General features: G+C 69.5%; 18 protein-coding genes. 6 read left to right on the top strand and 12 right to left on the bottom strand.

Features of this window, described 5'->3' with window-relative positions; translation table 11 throughout:
- Nucleotides 1-39: 39 nt before the first annotated feature.
- Nucleotides 40-2,700 (bottom strand): DUF3772 domain-containing protein, encoded by a 2,661-nt coding sequence (locus V7Q42_RS09015; RefSeq protein WP_333823667.1) that lies wholly within the window; start codon nucleotides 2,698-2,700, stop codon nucleotides 40-42.
- Between the two features lie 211 nt (nucleotides 2,701-2,911).
- Here V7Q42_RS09015 and V7Q42_RS09020 point away from each other — a divergent pair, with 211 nt between their 5' ends.
- The gene (locus V7Q42_RS09020; protein WP_333823668.1) at nucleotides 2,912-3,826 is read left to right on the top strand and encodes a YihY/virulence factor BrkB family protein; all 915 of its coding nucleotides are present in this window, start codon (nucleotides 2,912-2,914) and stop codon (nucleotides 3,824-3,826) included.
- Nucleotides 3,827-4,022: 196 nt separating this feature from the next.
- Here V7Q42_RS09020 and ccrA read toward each other — a convergent pair whose 3' ends face one another.
- Nucleotides 4,023-5,321 carry a crotonyl-CoA carboxylase/reductase gene (gene ccrA / locus V7Q42_RS09025; protein ID WP_333823669.1) on the bottom strand — a complete coding sequence of 433 codons (1,299 nt, stop codon included), beginning with the start codon at nucleotides 5,319-5,321 and terminating at the stop codon, nucleotides 4,023-4,025.
- Nucleotides 5,322-5,837: 516 nt separating this feature from the next.
- On the opposite strand from ccrA, the gene V7Q42_RS09030 reads away from it, so the two are divergent.
- Nucleotides 5,838-7,811: a protein meaA gene (locus V7Q42_RS09030; RefSeq protein ID WP_333823670.1), complete on the top strand. Its 1,974-nt coding sequence runs from the start codon at nucleotides 5,838-5,840 to the stop codon at nucleotides 7,809-7,811.
- Nucleotides 7,812-7,956: 145 nt separating this feature from the next.
- Here the strand turns inward: V7Q42_RS09030 and V7Q42_RS09035 are convergent, their stop codons facing one another.
- The 3 genes from V7Q42_RS09035 to V7Q42_RS09045 all read right to left on the bottom strand — a co-directional run bounded on the left by V7Q42_RS09035 (nucleotide 7,957) and on the right by V7Q42_RS09045 (nucleotide 10,678).
- A complete protein-coding gene (locus V7Q42_RS09035) occupies nucleotides 7,957-8,400 on the bottom strand; it encodes a MerR family transcriptional regulator (RefSeq protein WP_333823672.1) in 444 nt (147 codons plus the stop codon).
- A gap of 236 nt (nucleotides 8,401-8,636) precedes the next feature.
- Nucleotides 8,637-9,521 (bottom strand): pirin family protein, encoded by an 885-nt coding sequence (locus tag V7Q42_RS09040; protein ID WP_333823673.1) that lies wholly within the window; start codon nucleotides 9,519-9,521, stop codon nucleotides 8,637-8,639.
- Nucleotides 9,522-9,640: 119 nt separating this feature from the next.
- Nucleotides 9,641-10,678: a DUF2125 domain-containing protein gene (locus V7Q42_RS09045; RefSeq protein WP_333823674.1), complete on the bottom strand. Its 1,038-nt coding sequence runs from the start codon at nucleotides 10,676-10,678 to the stop codon at nucleotides 9,641-9,643.
- 272 nt (nucleotides 10,679-10,950) lie between these two features.
- Between V7Q42_RS09045 and V7Q42_RS09050 the strand changes: the two genes are divergently transcribed.
- Nucleotides 10,951-11,526: a gamma-glutamylcyclotransferase gene (locus V7Q42_RS09050; protein WP_333823675.1), complete on the top strand. Its 576-nt coding sequence runs from the start codon at nucleotides 10,951-10,953 to the stop codon at nucleotides 11,524-11,526.
- A gap of 94 nt (nucleotides 11,527-11,620) precedes the next feature.
- Here the strand turns inward: V7Q42_RS09050 and V7Q42_RS09055 are convergent, their stop codons facing one another.
- From V7Q42_RS09055 to ftsE, 5 genes are all read right to left on the bottom strand, one after another.
- Complete coding sequence (locus tag V7Q42_RS09055) at nucleotides 11,621-12,037, bottom strand: hypothetical protein (protein ID WP_333823677.1); 417 nt, start codon at nucleotides 12,035-12,037, stop codon at nucleotides 11,621-11,623.
- An 81-nt stretch (nucleotides 12,038-12,118) separates the two neighbouring features.
- A complete protein-coding gene (locus V7Q42_RS09060) occupies nucleotides 12,119-12,907 on the bottom strand; it encodes a lysophospholipid acyltransferase family protein (protein WP_333823679.1) in 789 nt (262 codons plus the stop codon).
- Nucleotides 12,908-12,952: 45 nt separating this feature from the next.
- Nucleotides 12,953-13,600 carry a YdcF family protein gene (locus tag V7Q42_RS09065; protein WP_333823680.1) on the bottom strand — a complete coding sequence of 216 codons (648 nt, stop codon included), beginning with the start codon at nucleotides 13,598-13,600 and terminating at the stop codon, nucleotides 12,953-12,955.
- A 134-nt stretch (nucleotides 13,601-13,734) separates the two neighbouring features.
- A complete protein-coding gene (locus V7Q42_RS09070) occupies nucleotides 13,735-14,973 on the bottom strand; it encodes a cell division protein FtsX (RefSeq protein WP_333823681.1) in 1,239 nt (412 codons plus the stop codon).
- Between the two features lie 4 nt (nucleotides 14,974-14,977).
- Nucleotides 14,978-15,637, bottom strand: a complete 660-nt coding sequence (gene ftsE, locus V7Q42_RS09075) for a cell division ATP-binding protein FtsE (protein ID WP_333823682.1) — start codon at nucleotides 15,635-15,637, stop codon at nucleotides 14,978-14,980.
- A 241-nt stretch (nucleotides 15,638-15,878) separates the two neighbouring features.
- Between ftsE and V7Q42_RS09080 the strand changes: the two genes are divergently transcribed.
- The 3 genes from V7Q42_RS09080 to V7Q42_RS09090 all read left to right on the top strand — a co-directional run bounded on the left by V7Q42_RS09080 (nucleotide 15,879) and on the right by V7Q42_RS09090 (nucleotide 17,811).
- Nucleotides 15,879-16,808 (top strand): zinc-ribbon domain-containing protein, encoded by a 930-nt coding sequence (locus V7Q42_RS09080; protein ID WP_333823683.1) that lies wholly within the window; start codon nucleotides 15,879-15,881, stop codon nucleotides 16,806-16,808.
- The gene (hpt, locus tag V7Q42_RS09085; protein ID WP_333823684.1) at nucleotides 16,805-17,344 is read left to right on the top strand and encodes a hypoxanthine phosphoribosyltransferase; all 540 of its coding nucleotides are present in this window, start codon (nucleotides 16,805-16,807) and stop codon (nucleotides 17,342-17,344) included. Before V7Q42_RS09080 ends, hpt begins: the two co-directional genes overlap by 4 nt.
- A 74-nt stretch (nucleotides 17,345-17,418) precedes the next feature.
- Nucleotides 17,419-17,811 carry a response regulator gene (locus V7Q42_RS09090; RefSeq protein WP_333823685.1) on the top strand — a complete coding sequence of 131 codons (393 nt, stop codon included), beginning with the start codon at nucleotides 17,419-17,421 and terminating at the stop codon, nucleotides 17,809-17,811.
- Nucleotides 17,812-17,938: 127 nt separating this feature from the next.
- Here the strand turns inward: V7Q42_RS09090 and V7Q42_RS09095 are convergent, their stop codons facing one another.
- Both V7Q42_RS09095 and V7Q42_RS09100 read right to left on the bottom strand, forming a co-directional pair.
- Entirely contained in the window at nucleotides 17,939-20,476 is a 2,538-nt protein-coding gene (locus V7Q42_RS09095) for a TIGR02302 family protein (protein ID WP_333823686.1), read from the bottom strand.
- A 142-nt stretch (nucleotides 20,477-20,618) separates the two neighbouring features.
- Nucleotides 20,619-20,840, bottom strand: coding sequence for a lipoprotein (locus V7Q42_RS09100; protein ID WP_333823687.1), 222 nt, complete (start codon nucleotides 20,838-20,840; stop codon nucleotides 20,619-20,621).
- Nucleotides 20,841-20,925 lie beyond the last annotated feature (85 nt).

Genomic DNA, 20,925 nt, shown 5'->3' on the forward strand with positions numbered 1-20,925 from the left:
CGACGGCTCCGGTCCGGTCGAGCTGATCGGCGGCGGGTGTCACGCGTCGACCGGCGGCGGCCCCTCCGGCCGATCCGACGAGCCCTCGCGGACGTTCACCATCCGCCCGAGGAGATCCCTGAGGTCGTCGAGCTGGCGGATGTGGATGTCGCGTTGGACGTAGGGAATGTCGATCGCCTGCTGCTTGAGCCCCGCCATGATGGCGAAGCGCAGATCGCTCTCCACGCCGAAGACATCGGTGACGTAGCCGACGGTGCAGGTCAGACGGAATTCCAGGGCGCTGTCGCCGAAATTGACGAAGAAGGCGCCGGGTTCGGGGAATTTCAGCACCTTCTCGTGCGCATGGGCGCAATCGAGCAGGATGCGCCGGACCTGTTCCGGATCCGCACCATAGGCCACGCCGACGTTGATGACGCAGCGGCCGGTGAGATCGCGGTGCATCCAGTTCTTCACGTTGCCGGAGATCAGCGACGAATTCGGCACGATCAGCGACGCCCGATCGAAGGTCTCGATCTCGGTCGAGCGCACGTTGATCTTGCGGACGAAACCCTTCTCCGAACCGATCTCGACCAGATCGCCCGCCTTGATCGGCCGCTCGGCGAGCAGGATCAGGCCGGAAACGAAGTTGTTGACGATCGACTGCAGGCCGAAACCGATACCGACGGAGAGCGCGCCGGCGACGATGGCGAGGTTCCTGAGGTCGAGGCCGACCACCGAGAAGGCCAGCATCGCCGCCAAGAGATAGCCGACGTAGCCGATCGCGGTGCGGATCGAATTCTTGAGGCCGACGTCGAGCCGGGTGCGCGGCAGGAAGCGCTCGTCGAGCCAGCCCTGGACCGCCCGCGTCACGGCGATGCCGATGACCAGGAAGGCGACGCCGCTCAGGATCGTCGCCAGCGAGAAGGTGAAACCGCCGATCTTGAAGCCGAAGAAGGCGACCTTGGCGTCGGCCACCACGTCCTGCGACGACACCCCGATCGGCGTCAGCGCGAACAGCACGGCGACGGCGATGACCAGCAGTCGCGTCACACCGGACAGCACGACGCCGATCTGCTCCACCCGCTCCCGCCCCAGTCCCATCGACCGGGTGAGCATCGCCCCGACGCGCGTCTCTTCGTGGAAGGTCGAGAGAATCGCCTCGTCGGTGAGCTGCAGCAGGATGTAGAGCGCCCCGAGAATGAAGCCCGTCCGGACCATCTGGGTCGTCAGGAAGGAGGCGAGTGCCACCCAGCCGCCGATCGCCGCCACCAGAGCCGCGATCGCCACCACCCAGCCGAGCGGCACGATCCAGCGCCACAGCACGCTGCGTTCGCTTTCACCCTCGACCGCCGTCGGCGCATGCGCCTCGTCGCCGCTCAACGACCGCGCCACCGCCTTGAGCCCCGCCATGATCACGATGGCGTCGAGGACGGCGAAGAACCCGGCATAGGCGATCACTTCGGCGACCGGCGCGGCGACGACGTTCATCAGTCGCGCGATGGTGATACCGACGCCGTGGGTCACCGCCAGCACCACCGACAGACCGACGATGCGCGACGCCGTGACGTCGCCGACCGCCACCATCCGCCAGTTCGGCTTGGCCGGCGCGAACAGCGCCAGCGCCACGCCGTAGACCGCCGCCGCCGCACCGACGCCGACGATCAGAGCGTCGAGGAACAGCGAGATCCGGTCGGGGTTGAGCTCGAAGATCGCGAGCGCCCGGGCGATCCCGAAGAGGCCGGCCACCGGTATCGCGACATTGAGCGCGACGATCCCGGCGGCGACCGCCGCCTTGCGCAGACGCGGCGGATCGACGACGTCCGGATCGCGTTCGGTGAAGAGGGTGAGCCGCCTTCGCATGGCGAAAAGGGCGACGACCAGCGCCAGGATCACCGAGCCGACGGCCATCGCCGTCTCGAGCCCGCGCCCGGCCATCAGGCTCAGCCAATCGGCGATCAGATACCTGAGACTGTTGAAGGTCCCCGGGAACGACTGCGCCGCTTCCAGCCACGTGCCGGGATCGAGGACCGAGCGCGACCGCTCGATCAGCTCGCGGGCGAAGCGGTCGCGACGGCGATCGGCGATCGTCCTGGTGATCTCCTCGGCCCTGAGGTCGATGAGCTGCGCCTGCTTGATCCGCCCCTGGACCTCGCCGAGTTGCCGCTGCTGGTCCTCGCGCTCCGCCTTCACCGCGTCGGACTCGACCGCCGTCGGCTCGTCGGGCTTGGCCTGCGGCGCCGAGCCGAGTTGCTTGAGGCGGGCTTCGATCGACGTCTGACGCGGGCTCTCCGCGGCGATCAGCTCGTTGGCGGCGGTGCGGATCTGCTCGGCGCGCGCGCGCATCTCGGCGAGATGGCGATCGGTCTGTCCCTCGCGCTGGATGCCGGCGGCGATCTGGTCGACCTCCACCTTCCAGGCGTCGAGCTTCTGCTGCACCTCGTCGGGCTTGCCCGCCGGCTTCATCGACCGCGTGGCGGGTGCGTCGCCCGCCGCCGGCGCTTTCGCCGCATCCGCCGGCTTCGCCGCCTCACCGGCCTCCGAAGCAGCCCTGGTCGTCTCCGCGGCCGCCGGAGCGGTCCTGCCACCTTCCGAGGCTGCCGGGGCGGTCTTTCCACCACCCGAGACCGCCGGGGCGGTCTCGGCGGCCGGCGCGACGCCGGCGATCGGCAGAACGGCGGTGAAGAAGAGAACGAGGAGCGCGCGAGCGGTCGGCTTGATCAAGGCGGTCGATCCGAGGGCGATGTTTCGGAAGGCGAAGCGGGCCGAGAGCGCGGCGCCGGTGAATCGTCGGCGGTCTCTCTGCCCCGAGAATGCGACAAAAGCGCAGCAGCCGCCAGCCGCCTCGCCGTCCCTCGCAGCCGGTCGCCCATCGACCAACTGGCGACGCCCGAAACGATTGTGTCCGAACGCCGGCGCGCCTATCTTCCGCGCCATGGCCGAAACCGAGACCGCAGCCCCCGACCACTCTTCCGCGACCGCGACGCTGCGGCACCGGATCAAGGCGCTCGGCCACATCGTCTGGGAGGCCTTCTACTGGGGCCTGCTGCGCAACGAGTCCTTCGCCCACGCCTCCAACATCGCCTTCGCCATCCTGTTCTCGATGTTCCCCTTCATGATCCTGGTCACCGGTCTCGCCGGCTACTGGGGCGGGGCGGAACTGGCCGCCGCTGCGGAACAGGGCACCGGCGGCATCTTCTCGGTGCTGCCCGATCAGGTCGCCGACATCCTCCGGCCGGAGATCTCGGCGGTGCTCGCCACCTCGCAGGGCAGCGTCCTGACGGTCGGCGCCATCCTGCTCGTGGTCATCGTCACCGGCCTCGTCGAGAGCCTGCGCATGGGCCTCAACTACGCCTATCGCTCCTACGACGATCGCCACTTCCTGATCCGCCGCCTCGAAGGCACGTTCTTCATGCTGATCGGCGGTGTCGTCATCCTCGGCCTCGGCTTCCTCGTCGTGGTGCTGCCGGTGGTATGGGCCTTCCTCATCCCGCACGCCCCCGACCTCGCCCCCTACTGGTCCTATTTCAACCGCCTGCCGCTGGCCTTCTTCACCCTCGCCGTCTTCCTCTTCCTGGCCTCGGCGCATCTGTGGCTGCCGGCCCGGCGCCAGACGCTGAAGGGGGTGATGCCGGGCGTCCTGCTGACGGCGACCCTGTGGTTCGTCGCCGGCATGGTCTTCTCCTGGTACCTCTCCCACTTCTCCGGCTACGCCAAGACCTACGCCGGTCTCGGCGGCGCCATCGCCTCGATGCTGTTCTTCTACATCATCGGCCTGATCTTCCTCTTCGGCGCCGAGATCAACCACTCGATCGAACTGTGGCGCGAAGGCCGGATGCCGGAGCATTGAGCGGTCGGTGACGAGCCGGCGCCATCGCCGGCCCGGGTCCTTCCTGCCGCTCCCGATGAACGAAATCCTCGGCGGAAGCCGAAACCCACACCTTGTTCGCCCCACAAACGCCGACGGCGACCCGTGGTCGCCCACGGATCGCCGTCTTCTCGTTCACGATCGTCGACCGGACGCATCACCCGACCGGCCGGGGAGGTCACTTCCCGATTTCGGCCGAAGCCTCGAGCACGTCCTCGAAGGTGCGCAGGCCCGTCTTCGGGGCGCAGACCAGCACCGCCATGTTGCCGGGCTTGTGCTCGTTCTTCCACATCTTGGTGTGGGCCTTCGGAATGTCCTTCCACTCGAAGACTTCCGACATGCACGGCTCGACGCGCCGGTCGAGCACGAACTTGTTGGCCGCCGCCGCCTGCTTGAGGTGGGCGAAGTGCGAGCCCTGGATGCGCTTCTGGTGCATCCAGACGTAACGGGCGTCGAAGGTGAGGTTGAAGCCGGTCGTACCGGCGCAGAACACCACCATACCGCCGCGCTTGACCACGAAGGTCGAAGTCGGGAAGGTCGATTCACCGGGGTGTTCGAAGACCATGTCGACGTTCACGCCCTTGCCGGTGACGTCCCAGATCGCCTTGCCGAACTTGCGAACCTCGCCGAACCACGCGTCGTACTCGGGGCTGCCGACCTTGGGCAGCTGGCCCCAGCACTTGAAGTCCTTGCGGTTGATGACGCCGCGCGCGCCCAGGCTCATGACGTAGTCGCGCTTGTCCTCGTCGGAGATGACGCCGATGGCGTTGGCGCCGGCCGCCGCGACGAGCTGGATGCCGAACACGCCGAGGCCGCCGGAGGCGCCCCAGATCAGCACGTTCTGCGACGGCTTCAGCTGATGCGGCTGATGGCCGAAGAGCATGCGGTAGGCGGTGGCGAGCGTCAGCATGTAGGAGGCCGATTCCTCCCAGGTCAGATGCTGCGGCCGCGGCAGCAGCTGGCGCGCCTGGACGCGGCAGAACTGCGAGAACGATCCATCGTGCGTCTCGTAGCCCCAGATGCGCTGCGAGGGCGACAGCATCGGATCGCCGCCGTTGCACTCCTCGTCGTCGCCGTCGTCCTGATTGCAGTGGATGACGACCTCGTCGCCGACCTTCCAGTGCTTCACCTTCGAGCCGACCGCCCAGACGATGCCCGAGGCGTCGGATCCGGCGATGTGATAGGGCTGCTTGTGGACGTCGAAGGGCGAGATCGGCTTGCCGAGACCGGCCCAGATGCCGTTGTAGTTGACGCCGGCGGCCATCACCAGGACGAGCACGTCGTGGCTGTCGAGTTCCCAGGTGGGAACGACCTCGAGCTGCATCGCCTGCTCCGGCGGACCGTGACGATCTCGGCGGATCGCCCAGGCGTACATGTTCTTCGGCACGTGACCGAGCGGCGGGATCTCGCCGATCTCGTAGAGGTCCTTCACCGGCCGATTCTCGAGGTTCGGCGCCGCGTTTTCGTTCCCAGCCATGGTCTTCCTTCCCGCGTTCGTATCGCTCGGCCGCACCCTCCCCCTCGGGGCCGGTCGGCGGATCGCCGTGTGAGGCGGACCATGGACGTCGACCCCGGGGGTTCGCCGCTTCCGATCTGCGCTCGACGCAACTTCTTTCGCAATGCGGAAAAATTGCTCGAAACTTCCCCGCACAGCCGTCTGATCGGCGCACTATCGGACCGCTTTCGGGCGATTTTCCATAATACTAAAGGATTGAAATCGCGCTCGGAGCCGCCTGCGACCATACGCCTTGCTGCAGCGCCAAAAGCTACCGCGCCGGCCCCATCGGCGCAAGATCGCCGCCGCGGCGAACCGAATAGCGCTGAATTCCGCCGGTTTCCGAGATGCCCAATACGGAAGGCATCGGCCCTGAACGTGTATTTGGCGCAGATTCGTGCGTGGCCGAATGTCGCAGTCCGACGATCGTGGATGGTGACGTCGCTGTTGCGGCGCGATATCTAATCGATCCGAAGATCTTCATCCGGACACGCGATCATGCCCCTCTCGACGCCCGACAAGCCCTGGCTCTTCCGCACCTATGCCGGCCATTCCACGGCCGCCGCGTCGAACCGCCTCTACCGCACCAATCTCGCCAAGGGTCAGACCGGCCTGTCGGTCGCCTTCGACCTGCCGACCCAGACCGGCTACGACCCCGATCACGCGCTGTCGCGCGGCGAGGTCGGCAAGGTCGGCGTTCCCGTCTCCCACCTCGGCGACATGCGCGCCCTCTTCGACGGCATTCCGCTGGAGAAGATGAACACCTCGATGACCATCAACGCCACCGCGCCGTGGCTGTTGTCGCTCTATGTCGCCGCCGCCGACGAGCAGGGGGCGAACCGCAAGCTCCTCCAGGGCACCACCCAGAACGACCTCATCAAGGAGTACCTGTCGCGCGGAACCTACGTCTTCGCGCCGACGCCCTCGATGCGGCTCACCACCGACGTCATCGCCTGGACCTACACGGAGATGCCGAAGTGGAACCCGATGAACGTCTGCTCCTACCATCTGCAGGAAGCGGGCGCGACGCCGGTCCAGGAACTCGCCTTCGCGCTCGCGACCGCCGTCGCCGTGCTCGACAACGTGAAGAAGACCGGCGTGGTGCCGCAGGCCGAGTTCGGCGACGCGGTCGGCCGCATCTCCTTCTTCGTCAACGCCGGCATGCGCTTCGTCACCGAGATCTGCAAGATGCGCGCCTTCGGCCGCCTCTGGGACGAGATCACCCGTGACCGCTACGGCGTGACCGAAGAGAAGAACCGCCGCTTCCGCTACGGCGTCCAGGTCAATTCGCTGGGCCTCACCGAGCAGCAGCCGGAGAACAACGTCTACCGTATCCTGCTCGAGGCGCTCGCCGTGACCCTGTCGCGCGATGCTCGCGCTCGCGCCGTGCAGCTGCCCGCCTGGAACGAGGCCCTCGGCCTGCCGCGTCCGTGGGATCAGCAGTGGTCGCTGCGCATGCAGCAGATCCTCGCCTACGAGACCGACCTCCTGGAATTCGCCGACATCTTCGACGGGTCCGCCGAGATCGAGGCCAAGGTCTCCGAACTCGTCGCCCAGGCGAAGGAGGAGCTCGCCGCCATCGAAGCGATGGGCGGTGCCGTCGCCGCGGTCGAGTCCAGCTACATGAAGCAGAAGCTGGTGGAGTCCAACACCCGCCGTCTGGAGGCGATCGAGGCCGGCAAGCAGACCGTCGTCGGCGTCAACCGCTTCCAGGAGACCGAACCCTCGCCGCTGACCACCGGCGAAGGCTCGATCCTCACCGTCCCGCCCGAGGTCGAAGAGGAGGCGATCGAGCGCCTGAAGGCCTGGCGCGCCGCGCGTGACGCGAAGGCGGTCGACAAGGCGCTCGCCGACCTGCGCTCCGCCGCCGCCGAAGGCCGCAACGTCATGGAGCCGTCGATCGCCGCGGCCCGCGCCGGCGTCACCACCGGCGAATGGGGCGCGACGCTTCGCGACGTCTTCGGCGAATACCGCGCGCCCACCGGCGTCGGCCGCGCCGCGCGTGACACCGGCGGCGATCTCGCCGCGGTGCGTACCTCCGTCGACGAGGTGTCGAAGGCGCTCGGCCGCCGGCTGAAGTTCCTGGTCGGCAAGCCGGGCCTCGACGGCCACTCCAACGGCGCCGAACAGATCGCGGTGCGCGCCCGCGACTGCGGCATGGAAGTGGTCTACGAGGGCATCCGCCTGACCCCGGCACAGATCGTCAACGCCGCGCTCGAAGAAGGCGTCCACGCCGTCGGCCTGTCGATCCTCTCCGGCTCGCATCTGGCGCTGGTCGGCGACGTCGTGGCGCGCATGAAGGCGTCCGGCCTCGGCGAGGTCCCGGTCGTCGTCGGCGGCATCATTCCGCCGGAAGACGCGGAAGCTCTCCGGGAGATGGGGGTCGCGGCGGTCTACACGCCCAAGGACTTCCAGATCACCGACATCATGGCCGACGTCGTCCGCATCGTCGCCGATCGCGCCGCCGCCTGAGCCCACATCGGCAGAGCCGCCGCGCGACGCGGCGGCTCTCGCTCGCACGAGCATCGAACGGTTCGGGCGAAGCGTTCTCCGTCCGGACGACGACCGGTTCGGCCGATCGGGTCCGGCATAGCGTCGCGATCCGCCGAAACCCGTGTCAGGCATCCGAGAGGCTGTTGCGAGCCTCGGTGATTCGCGCGTTGATGCGCTCGAGTTCACCGATCCGCACCCGGTTGTCCTCGGCGAGGTCGGCGAGAATGCCTTCCAGGCGATCCATCACCTCGCGCTCGCCGGCGCGTGCGTCGCCGTCGACAATCGCCATCAGCGACTTGATCGCCGTCAGCGACACCTCGAGTTCGCGCAGCGTCACCATCACCTCGAGGCGCTCGAGATCGTCGTTCGAATAGAGCCGGCGCAGCCCCTCCCGGCTCGGCGCCAGTAGCCCCGACTGCTCGTAGAAGCGCAAAGTTCGCAGCGACACGCGCAGATGGGTCGACAGCTGTCCGATCGTATAGGTTTCAGCCGCCTCGATCGGTTCGAAATCCATGACGGATCGCAGTCGTACGACCAGTTCCGCGATGAGCTTGCTCGATCTGGCCATCGGCGCCTCGTTCGCTCCCCCGGGCGGTTCGTCGAAGCCCGTCGGCCACCACCGTTCACGCCTCGCGGCGCTTTCTGCGACGGCAACCGATCGTGCCCAGCGTGATGGTATTTTGCCTCAAAACGTTTTGGAGGCAATGGGTGACCCACGGTCAAATTTGGGGGAATTCGGCGTCGATCCTCCGTCGAAAGTCGTAGTTTCGGCCTCCATTGCCGCCTTCTGCGCCAGATCGGCAGTCAGCGCGGCGTCAGCATACCCATCCGGCCGGCGGAATAGTCGGCGATCGCCGTGCGAATCTCGTCTCGCGTGTTCATCACGAAGGGCCCGTGAGCGGCGATCGGTTCGTCGATCGGCGCTCCCGCGAGGACGAGGAGCTTCGTGCCCTCACCACCGGCCGTGACGGCGAAATCGCCCCCCGCGCGCGACAGCACGGCGACGCACGGCGCCGCGATCCGGCGCCCACCGACGACCGCGTCGCCCTCGAGCACGCTCACCAGGGTGGTCCACCCTTCCGGCACCGTCGCATCGAAAGCGGCGCCGGCGTCGAGGTCGACGTCCCACACCGCCAGGGGCGTGAAGGTCTCGGCCGGACCGCGAACCACCGAATCGCCGCGGCCCGGCCACGACCCGGCGATCACCCGCACCCGGCCGCCGTCGAACCGCACCACCGGGATGTCGCCGGCGAGGATCGGCTGGTAGCGCGGCGGCGTCATCTTGTGGGCCGCCGGCAGATTGACCCACAGCTGGGCCATCGACACGGTCCCGCCGTGTTCGGAGACCGCCCGCCCGTGGAACTCCTCGTGGACGATACCGGAGCCGGCGGTCATCCACTGCACGTCGCCGACGCCGATCGAATCGACGTGACCAGCCGAATCGCGATGGTCGACCGCACCGGCGTAGACGATGGTCACCGTCTCGAAGCCGCGATGGGGATGAGGTCCGACCCCGTGCGGTTCCTCACGCGGCGGGAAGGCGGTCGGCGCCGCCCAGTCGAACATCAGGAACGGGCTCACCGCCGGCGTGAAGGCGGCCGGCCCGAACAGCGGTCGAACCAGGAAGCCGTCACCCACCCAATGGGGATGCTGCGCATCGACGACGGTTGCGACGGTCTTGGAACTCATCGATCTTCCTCCTCGGGGCTGTGGGCACGTTCCCGTGACAGATGGCGACGCGCGATCCGTCGTCCAGGCCGGATCGCGTGAACGCACCGTCCGATCGAGGCGAACGATGCCGAAGCCGGTCAGCTGCCGACGGCGAAGAGCGGCGCCAGCCGACCCAGAGTCACCCGACCGATGCGAACCAGCCCGTGATCGACGATCATCTCCAGCCGGCGGCCCGGTCGGTCGGGATCCTTCGCAGCCTTGCCGAGCAACACGAAACCGGAGAGCACCGTCGTCAGTTCCGGACCGAGCCCTTTGGCGCCGCCGTTCGTGAGCGTCTCGAGACCGCGCGCCACCAACGTGATCATGCCGTCGAGAACTCCCTCACGGTCGAGCACCAGGGCGCCGTCACCCTCGACCACGATGCCGCCGACCGCGAACGACAGTTTCGTCGGCTCGATCCGCCCGCCGCGCGCCGCGAATGCCGGCAACGGCGCCCCGGGTCCCGGCGGCAGGAAATCGACCAGCGTCGCCGAGACCGAGAGATCGGCGCGCGGCGGCCCGATGCGCTTGTCGGCGACCGTCAGCGATGCGCCGGCGAAGGCGGTGGCGAGATCCAGGTTCCGGCCACCCTCGCCGTGTGGGCGGCCATGGGCTTCGACATGTTCCGCCACGAGATGGACCGGGGGCGGCCCCGCCGGCGCGGCGGTCAGATCGAGCCCGTCGACCGACAGTGACACCCGCTGCACCCCGTCGCCGGCCCACCGCAACGAGCTGCGCAGGAGCCGCCACTTGGCGGAGGTCGCGTCGCCGCCGGTCACCGCGATCCCCGGCCCGTCGACCTCGACCAGCACCAGCCGCGGATCCCAGACCTGCGCCACCACTCGGAGCGCCTGCGCCGACGCGGTGAAGCCGCGATCGCGGATCTCCACCCCCGGCGAACGGCAGGTGAGCTCCATACGGAACGGATAGCCTCCGATCTCGCGATCGGCGCAAGCGACGACGACGCCCCGTGTCGACAGTGTGGCCAGACGCCCGTCGATCTCGGCGAGGATGCGTCCGCGCGCCGTCGCCCACACCGCGGTCCAGCCCGCTGCGGCGATCGCCACGCCGAGGCCGATCACCAGGGGCAGGCGCATGCGGCGCGACGGAGCGGTGGTCTCGGCGTCTCGGCTCATTCATCGTCTCCTCGACCGGACCTCCCGGTCACCGACGAATCGTCGGACCGCCAATCTGCGCGAAGAACGCGTTGCGATCGAGGCCGACGGTGAGGCGTCCGCCTCTCGCTTTCTCGGCGCGATCCGGCTAGAGCGGATCGGCGCACGTTCGCGGGGTTCAGCCGCGTACAGGCATGTCGAATCGACTTCGCCGCCGGCGGTCGACCCGCCGCGGCGGACCGGCTGCGACCAACGGCGGGCGACGAAACACGGGTGCGGGACAGGGCGTGACGATGACGGTGGAGGAAGGTGATCTCTGGGTCTTCGCCTACGGCTCGCTGATCTGGCGACCGGGCTTCGAGCACGAAGAGAGGCGCCCGGCGCGGCTGTGGGGCTGGCATCGCCGGCTCTGCGTCTATTCCTGGCACCATCGCGGCACCGTCGAGACCCCCGGCGTCGTCCTCGGCCTCGATCGCGGCGGCTCGTGCCGTGGCGTCGTCTATCGCGTCGCCGCGCGTCGCCGCGCCGAAACTCTCGCCTATCTGCGCGAGCGCGAACAGATCAGCCCGCTCGAACACCTGCCGAGCCCGATCTATCGCGAGATCTTCCGACCCGTCCGTTTCGAGGATGGCCAGGGCCGCAGCGTCGAGACCCCCGGCCCGGCGGCTCTCACCTATGTCGTCGACCGGACCCATCCGCAATACACCGGCAACATGGACGAGACCGACCTCCTCGCGCTCGTCCGCCAGGGGCGCGGCGTCTCCGGCGCCAATCCCGACTACGTCGTCTCCACCGCGGACCATCTCGCGACCCTCGGCATGCACGACGCGGCGCTCGAACGCATCGCCGCCCGCCTCCGCGCCGGTTGACCGCGCCGCCGCGGCCGATCTCATCGCGAGCCTCCCCCCTCGATCCGACCGCCGCGACGCGACGTCCGAACGAAACGCACCCGTCGCCATCTCGTCAGGCGGCGAGGACGACGGGGCCGCTCTCGTCGCCCACCCGGGAAATGCCGGCCCGCGAACGCCCCGATCCCGAGCCCTCGGCGGCGACGAGGTCGGCGACCACCCGGGCCCGGGCCGCCGGCGTCTCGGCGAGCCAATGGGCGTGGACCTCCCGTCCCGCGATCGCGATGCCGGGGGGTAGCCGGTCCGCGGCGCCGATCCACAGGAGCCGCCGCCGGCGCGCCGAGCCGCGGGAAATGATCGCCACCACCGCCCCGTCGAGGTCCCCGCTTTCGATCGGATGGTCGAGACGCGAGAACACGTAGCGCCGTCCCGATTCCCCGGTGCGGATCTCGAACCGCTCACCGCCCGCCACCAGACTCACGGCCGGTGCCGCGACCGACTCACCGCCCGCTCGGATGTCGCACCCGCTCATGCTCGCACCTCGTTCCGCCTTGCTCTTGACCAGAACAAAGATAGAACACATATTGCGATAGCGCAAGTCGACTCGAACGGATCAGGAACTTGATTTCGCTGCGGCCCGGGCCAGATAGGCCTTCCCCGCGGCCGGCAGCGGCGGCGGATCGGAGGCCGCGAGGGCCTCGGCGATCAGCCGGTCCGTGGCGGTCTCGATCACCACCTGCAGCTCGGCGAAGACCTCTTCCGGGTCGCGGCCGGGCGGGATGGCGGGCAGGAATTCGACGACCAGTGTGCCGGGATGGCGCAAGAAATCGTGCCGCCCCCAGAACAGGCCGGAGTTCAACGCCACCGGCACCATCGGCACGCCGAGCTTCTCGTAGAGATGAGCGATGCCGTGCTTGTAGTGCGGTTCGGCGCCGGCCGGCCGGCGGGTGCCTTCCGGGAAGATCAGGATCTGCCGGCCGCGCGCCGCCTCTCGGCGGGCCCGCTCGGTCATGTCGGCGAGCGCCGTGCGGCCGGCGCTGCGATCGACCGAAATCTGCTCGCCCTTGATCGTGTACCAGCCGAAGAGCGGGATCTTGCGCAGCTCCTTCTTCATCACGAAGCTCGGCCGGTCGAAGAAGTCGATCAGCGACACCGTCTCGAAGGTCGAGTGGTGCTTGGCGGCGATCAGCGCCCCACCCTTCGGCAGGTTTTCGAGGCCGCGGATCTCGACCTTCACCCCGGCGATGGCGGTGATCGCCCAACGATTGATCCGCGCCCAGGTCTCGACCCCCTTCCAGAAGATCGCCTTCGGCAGGATCTCCGTCGGCAGCAGCGCGAACAGCCAGAAGATCGTGTGGACGTAGAAGAAGACGTTGAAGGCGAGCGAACGCAGGAAGACCATCGCGGGAACCCGTCGAGTGAGGCGTCTGCGGCTCCGGCGCCGACCTCAGCGGATGCTCGCCGTCGTGGCGATCTCCGAGGATCGGTACAAGCTCGCCGTGGGGCCGAACCGGGTCACGATATACTTCACGTATTCGTGCAAGAGAAGCTTCGCCGTCGTCGGATGCAGAAACCAGGTGTCGATCGCCAGATCCGGCCGCTTCACCGGCCAGGCGATCTTGGTGAGACCGGGGAGCGCCTTGTCGAGTTCGACCATCGATCGCGGCATGTGATAGGCGCTGGTCACCACGATCAGGCTGGAGAATCCGTTGGCGCGGGTCCACTCCGCCACTTCGAGGGCGTTGCCGACGGTCGTCTCCGCCCGGTGACCGAGATCGACGCAGCAGGCGAACAGCGTCCGATCGCCGACCGTCGCCCGCTGGATGTCCTCGGCCCGTGTCGAGGGATGGACGCCGGAGATGAGCAGCCGCCGCCCGCGCCCCTCCTCCAGCAGTTCGACGCCGCCCTGCACCCGGTCGCGACCGCCGGTCAAGACGACGATGGCGTCGGCGCGCGGATCGGTCGGCGCATCGGAGAGCGCCACCCGCGTCGCGAACCAGACGAAGCCGAGGCCGAAGCTGCCGAGAAGCGCCGCGCCGACGAGCGCCACCGCCAGGGCCGTGCGCACCGCGATCGCGCCGAGCGACCCGCGCACCGCGCGCGTCCCACGGCGGCTCGTTTCGGCGATGCTCGCGACGCGATCGCCCGCGATCGCTTCCTCGGTGCGAATCCTCATGAGATCCGAATTACCAGATGCCGGCTCTGCGGGGATGACCATGTCTTTCCCCCTCACTCGAGCCGACCGAGATGGCCGAGCACGGTGAAGCGCGACGTCACCGCCGTCAGCACCGCCACCAGCGCCACCACCGCCACCGCGCCGAGATGGCCGCTCCACCCGACCGAGAAGCCGCCGAACAGCGCGTGCGCCTGATCGGCGAGCGCATCGCCGCGCACCCGTGTCGCCGCGTCGACGACGAGGAAGGCGGCGATCGCCGCCGCTCCGCCGACCGCCCCGCCGACGAGGCCGAGCTTCAGGAAGTGGCGCTGGAACTCGGCGGCGATGAAGCGGTCCTCGGCACCGACGAAATGCAGCACCTCGATGACGTCGCGGTTGCCCGCCATCGCCGCCCGCGTGGCGAAGACCACCGACAGCACCATGGCGACCAACATCAGCACGACGACACCGAAACCGCCCACCACCATGGTTCCGGCCATGGTCCGCAGTCGCGCCGCCCACACCGCATGGTCGTCGACCGTGGCGCCACGCACCTCGGCGCCGATCCGCGCCTCGAGCCCGGCGAGGTCCGCCGCCGCCGGATCGGAAAGAACGAGCACCACCAGACGCGGGATCGGCAGAGCCGTCAGATCGAGCCCGCTGCCGAGCCAGGGCTGGAGCAACGCCTCGCTCTCCCGCTCGCCGATCAGGCGGACGGATCTCACCCCCCGCGTCGCCTCGGCGATCTCCGTCGCCTTCTTCAACCGCGGCTCGATCGCCACGCCGTCGATCGGCTTCACCTGGATCGTCACTTCGCGCGAGACGTCGAGCTGCCAGTCGCGCGCGGCTTCCGCGACCAGCGACAGCCCGCCGACGGCGAGGCAGGCGAGAAATCCCATGATGGCGACGACCAGCACCAACGCCCGCCCGGCGATCGCCTGCGGCGGTACGATGTCTCGTCCGCCGTTGGTTTCGGTCGCCGCCGACCGCTTCTCCTGCCGACGCTTCGCCGACTTGCGCCGCGGCGCGGCCGACCGCCGCGGTCTCCCCCTGCGCGCGCCGTCCGGCGACACTTCGGGCTCCGCCGATCGCGCCGAGGCGACCGGATCGAAATCCGCGGCGGGCCCGACGGGCACCGCCGCGCCGGGGTCGTCGAGATGCGGCGGCGGGAGATCGAAGTCCGGTTCGATCGAGCGCCCGCCGCGGCCGCCGCGGCCGCGCCCCAGACCGATCGACGACGACAGCGAAGCCCGCACCTCGCGCGGGCTGGGCGGCGCCGGACGGTTCGGATCGGGTCGCTCGTCGCGCGCCATCGCCTCACTCGTAGATCCGGACCCGCCCCTCGGCCAGGACGATGCGGCGGGCATCGAACTGCTCCATCAGGGCGAGGTCGTGGGTGGCGATCAGCACCGAGGTGCCCAGGCGATTGAGTTCGACGAACAGGCGCAGCAGGCGGCGGGCGAGCGGCGGATCGACGTTGCCCGTCGGTTCGTCGGCGAGCAGGATCTCCGGCTTGGTGATCAGCGCCCGGGCGATCGCCGCGCGCTGCTTCTCGCCGCCCGACAGCACCGGCGGCAGAACGTGCATCCGCTCGCCGAGCCCGACCCATTCGAGCAGATCGACGACGTCGGCGCGATAGTCGCTCTCCGATTTGCCCGAGACGCGTAGCGGCAGCGCCACGTTCTCGTAGGTGGTCAGGTGATCGAGCAGGCGGAAATCCTGGAAGACCACCCCGATGCGCCGCCGGAGCGCCGGCAGTTCGGCGCGCGTCACCCGCGCCGTGTCGGCACCGAACACCGAGATCAGACCGCGCGTCGGCTTCAGCGACATGAACAACAGCCGCATGAGCGTCGTCTTGCCGGCCCCCGACGGGCCGGTCAGGAACTGGAACGAGCGCGGCGCGATCTCCAGGCTGACATCGCGCAGCACCTCCTGTCCCATGCCGTATCTGAGGCCGACGTTCTCGAACCTGATCAAATCGTTCCGCGTCCTCGACCGCCACCGTCGGTCATTCTCGCCCGGTCGCCTTCCGCTTCCCCGCGCCACGGCGAACTCGAGAGACGCCGCTTCGCCGGCCATGCTCGCATTCGGGCCGTTGAGATTTCGTTAACCATGTCGCGCCTCCGTGGGAAGTCGCGACGCCGTTCGCCGCACCGTGATTTACGCGCCGTTCAGATCGTTCGGCGATTCTGTCGGGGAGAACGGCGATCTCGAGGCCATGCGCACCACCTGTCCGACCTGCGAAACCGGATATTCGATCCCCGACGAGCGCATCGGCGCCAAGGGGCGCAAGGTCCGTTGCACCAAGTGCGGCGAGGAATGGCGCGTCTTCGCCGCGGCCGAGGAGCCGGCGGCCCCGCGCGCCGCACCGCCGCCGAAAGCCGAACCGACGGCCGCCGTCGACCCCTTCGACGCGATCTCCGACGACGATGTCTCCTCCTTCGGCGCCGATGCCGCCGCCGACGTCGCTTTCGACACCGCCGGCGGCGACGCCTTCGACACGCCCGACCGCGGCACCTTCGACGGCGCATCCGACGCGGACGCGGGCACCGACACGGGATCGCCGACCGCCGCCGACGAGACGACCGGCCCCGCCGTCGCCGCAGCGACGCCCGTCCTGCCCCGGCCGCGGATCCGCATCCGCACCAAGCGGCGCTTTCCCGCCGTCGGCAAGGAGATGGTGGCCAAGGCCGCCGTCCACGTCACACCCCTCGTCGGGCCGGCGGTGTTCCTCGCCGCCTGTCTCGTTCTGACCGGGGTCTACGTCTTCCGCCAGAAGATCGTCGCCACCGCGCCCGATCTCGCCGGCCTCTACTCCGCCCTCGGCGCCCCCGTGAACCTGCGCGGCCTGATCTTCGGCCGCATCGAGACGCTGCGCGAGATCGACAACGGTCAGCCGGTGCTGGTGGTCGAAGGCTCGGTCTCCAACGTCTCTCCGCAGATGCGCGAGCTCCCCGCCCTCCGCTTCGCCCTGCGCGGCCCCGACACCCAGGAGATCTATGCCTGGTCGATCGATCCCAAGTCGACCACGATCGATTCCGGCGATACCATCCGTTTCCGCACTCGCCTCGCCGCACCACCGGATCTGGCGACCGAAGTCCAGGTCCGCTTCGTCGAACGGCGCAGCCAGCACGCGGGATTACCATGACGCAGCATCGCATCGACGTTCTCTACACCGCCGAGACCATCGCGGGGCGCAACCGCGCGCTCGCCGAGGCGATCCGCGACGCCGGCTTTTCCGAGCGTCTCCTGGTGGTGGCGATCCTCAAGGGCGGCTTCGTCTTCGCCGCCGACCTGATCCGCGCCCTGCATCACGCCGGCGTTTCGCCGGAGGTCGACTTCATGTCGCTGTCGAGCTACCGCGAGGGCACCACCTCCACCGGCAAGGTCACGGTGCTGCGCGATCTCGAGACCGACGTCACCGGCCGCAACGTTCTCATCGTCGACGACATCCTCGAATCCGGCCGCACCCTCGCCTACGCCAAGCGCCTGCTCGCCGAGCGCGGCGCCGCTCGCGTCGGGGTCGCGGTCCTCCTCGACAAGCCGGGACACCGGGCGGCCGACATCGAAGGCGACTTCGTCGGCTTCACCTGTCCCGACCTCTTCGTGGTCGGTTACGGCATGGACATGGGCCATGCCTTCCGTGAGTTGCCATACATCGGCCACGTGGTCGGTGCCGACTGAAACGACAGGCGAAGGTGATTCGCCGCGACAGGAGCGATCCGGACAGCATTCGGATCGATCGGGAGGAGGGTGGAATGGCTCGTATTCTTCTCGCCGAGGACGACGACTCGGTTCGCGCCTTCGTCAAGCGCGCCCTCGAGCTCGACGGCAACGCGGTCGTCGCGGTCGAAGACGGTGCGACCGCACTCGAGGTCGTCGGCTCCGACGAAGGCGGCTTCGATCTGCTGGTCTCCGACATCAAGATGCCGGTCATGGACGGCATCGCCCTCGCCCTCAACGTCGCCCGCGACAAACCGGATCTGCCGATCCTCTTGATGACCGGCTACGCCGATCAGCGCGAACGCGCCCACGGCCTCGATCAGATCGTCCGCGACGTGGTGCTGAAGCCCTTCACGCTGGCCGATATCCGCCGCGTCGTCGCCTCCACCCTCGCCGGCGATCCCGAACCCACCCGTCTCGCCGGCTGACGGGCCGCCGCCTCGCACCGGGCCCGTGAAATTCGGTGTGTCCGACTCGCCTGCGGCCCGACCGACACGCACCGAGCTCGTCGTCACGCACCAAGGTCCGATCGGATCGAGACGTCGGCGCTCGGTATCAGCGATCCCCCGGATCGAGTTTCAGCAGGCGATCGAGGTAGTCCCTCTCGAACTTCGGCCGAACGGGTTCTCCGAGCCGCTTGCGGATCTCGTCGAGGACGCGGCGCGCCCGCTCGACGTCGATCTCGTCCGGCACCCGCACCTTGTCGCCGTCGCTCGAGCCCTGCTGGCGCCGCGGCCGTCCCAGCGGGTCCTCGTCTCCGTCGCGACCGCCCTCGCCGCGCCGCGCCATCCGATCGGCGAGCGCCCGCGCCCCGCGCCTGAGCTTGTCGAGCGCCTGCGCCTGGGAATCGAGCGCCGCTTCGCCCTCGCCGCGCTCCAGCGCGTCGGCCGCCTCGCCCATGGCGTCGGCCGCCTCACCGAGGTCCTGCGACCCGTCTCCCGGCCCACGCTTCCGTCCGAACTCGTCGCGCCGGCCGGCCTCGCCGCCACCCATCTCCTCGGCGAACTTCCCGAGCGCTTCGGCGAGGTCCTTCTGGCCGCGACCGATCCGCCCCATCTCCTCGTTGCTCTCGGCCTCGCGACCGTCACGACGCGAGCGATGGGTCTCCTCCATCAGTTGCTGCTGGCGATGGATCATCTCGCCGAGCTTCTCCAGCGCTTCGTTTCCGGCCTGCCCGTCCTCGCCCTCGGCCGGCGCTCCGGACTGCAGGTTCTCGGTCAACTCGCGCAGCTCCTCGAGCAGCTTCTCCGCCGCTTCGCGCGAGCCGGTGCGCGCCAGATCCTCGATCCGGTCGAGCATGCGCCGGATGTCGCGTTCGGTGATCGTCCGCCGCGGCCCCGGCGGCGTCGGCCCACGCGTCTGCCGCCGGCTCTGCTCCGCCTTGGCGGCGAGAAACTTGTCCATCGCCTGCCGCAGCTCGCGGGTGAGACGGGCGATCTCCTCCGGCGAGGCGCCCTCTTCGAGCGCCCGGCGCAACGCCTCCTGCGCATCGCGCAGCGCCCTCTCGTGATCGGCGAGGTCGCCGTCCTCGATGGTGGTCGCCGCCGCCCACAGCAGTTCGACCACCTCGCGCAACGCCTCGTCGTCGCGCGCCGCCGCCGCCTTGTGGCGCAGGAAGCGCAAGCCGAGATGCGTCCCCGGCTTCTCCTCGAAACGGTCCGGCGCCATGGTCAGGGCCTCGAGCGCGGTGACCACCGTCGCCGCCTCGCCGACGTCGAGCGCCAGCCGCCGCCGCAGTTCGGTGAGCGCCCGGGCGAGCGGCTTGCGGAACGGGCGCTGCGGCAGCGTCACCTCGATCGGCGGGCTCGCGCCCTCCTGGCCGGCTTCGTCGCGGGCGACCAGCGTCATCCGCATCGTCGCTCCGGCGAAGGGATGTGCGGTGACGTCGCGGATGGTCCGCGCGATTCCCGTGTGCGCCCGTCCGAGCGGTAGCGCGAGCGGGAAGGACGGCGGCTCGTAGAGCGCCCGTCCCTTCGGCACGTCGGCCGCCGCGAACCGGGCTTCCGCCGCGACGACACCCCAGTCGTCGCCGGTCTCGTGGGTGAGCTTCATCGCCCCGCTCGCCTGGACCTCCGGCCGACCGATCAGAGCGATCGTCGGCGGCCGATCCGGCACCACCGTGATCTTCCATCCCGCGACGGGCCGCCCGTCACGCGCCAGCCGCACCTCGGCGTCGTCGGAAAGCACCGCCATCCGCTCGGTCGAAGTCACCGGCGCCGAGCTCTGGGCCGTCGGGCCCGGCGCTGCCGGGGTCGGCGTCGCCGCCACCTCCGTCGCCTCCCCACCGACCGGTGCTACGGTCAGGGTGAGCGGTTGCGGTGGCCGGTCCGCCCGCCCGCTCGCCGCCCGCACCACCAACCGGCTGCCCTGTGGCACCGCCGGCACGGCATCCGGCCCGTTCGACCCGACGAGAGACCGACCTTCGGCGATCAGCACCAGCGGCGCACGGCCGGTGTAGGCGGGAGGATCGATCCAGGCGTCGAGCCGATCGTCGACCGCCGCCGGCGCATCGCTGGTGAAGGGCGAGACGAGCCGCATCAGGTGTTCGCCCGAGGCGGAGGACCAGCCGATGAACAACAGGAGAGCGAGGATCGGCCGCGCCGCCCAGACGTCCCGCCGCCCGAGATCGGGGTGCGGCCAGCCGCTCGCGAGCCTCCCGACCCGCGCCGCCAGCCGCGCGCGATGCACCGCCCACAACCGCTCGGTCGCCGCATCCCCGGACCCCGCGAGGCGATCGGTCAGACCGTCGAGTTCGTGGCCGGCGAGCCCCGACTCCGCCTCGACACGACGGACGGCCCGCCCTTCGCCCGACACCGCGGCGAACTCGTCGAGGTTCCGGAACGCGGCGACGACGGCGAAGACGAGGAGACCGGCGACACCCGCCAGAAGCCCCCAACGGGCGATCGGCGGCAGCGCCGCGTAGACGCCGAGCCAAGCGAGAGCCACGTGGAGCCCGGCGACCCAGGCGATCGGCACGAGGCGGCGCCAGACCACCTCCCATGCCGCCGCGAGCCGCGCCCGCCGCACCGCCCGCGCGATGCGGCGATCGAGGCCTCCCGAACCACCGGGCGACGGCTGACCCGCGACATTCATCGGCGACGGTTGCTCCATCCGCCGGCGATCGGTCGCCGGCTTCTCGCCCCCCAGGGACGACGAGTGTCCCATGCGGCCCGGTGGTCGGCAACCGTCGCGCCGCACACGAAGCCGCGACGAAGCCCCTCGTACGAAGTCCGGTTCAGAGCAGCGGATCGAGGAAGAAGGGCTTGTTCTCCTTCTTCGCCTTTGGCGCCGAAGAGGTCGGCCCGACCGGGATGCCGACCGGCCGATCGGTGCCGGGCTGCGTGACCGTCGGCACTTCCGGATCGCCCTTGCGGCCACAGGCGGCGAGCGACGACGCGCCGAGACCGGCGAGGCCGATCACCGCGAGGCGGAGGAGGAGAGGGAAGGTCGAGGTCACGCGTACACCCCTGGATCTCGTCCGACGTCTTCGCGTCCGACATCGTGATCATAGCCGGATTCGTGGTCCGCGGCAGATGCGCCCC

The organism is Pinisolibacter sp. (assembly GCF_036782435.1).
Lineage (GTDB): Bacteria > Pseudomonadota > Alphaproteobacteria > Rhizobiales > Ancalomicrobiaceae > CALBKH01.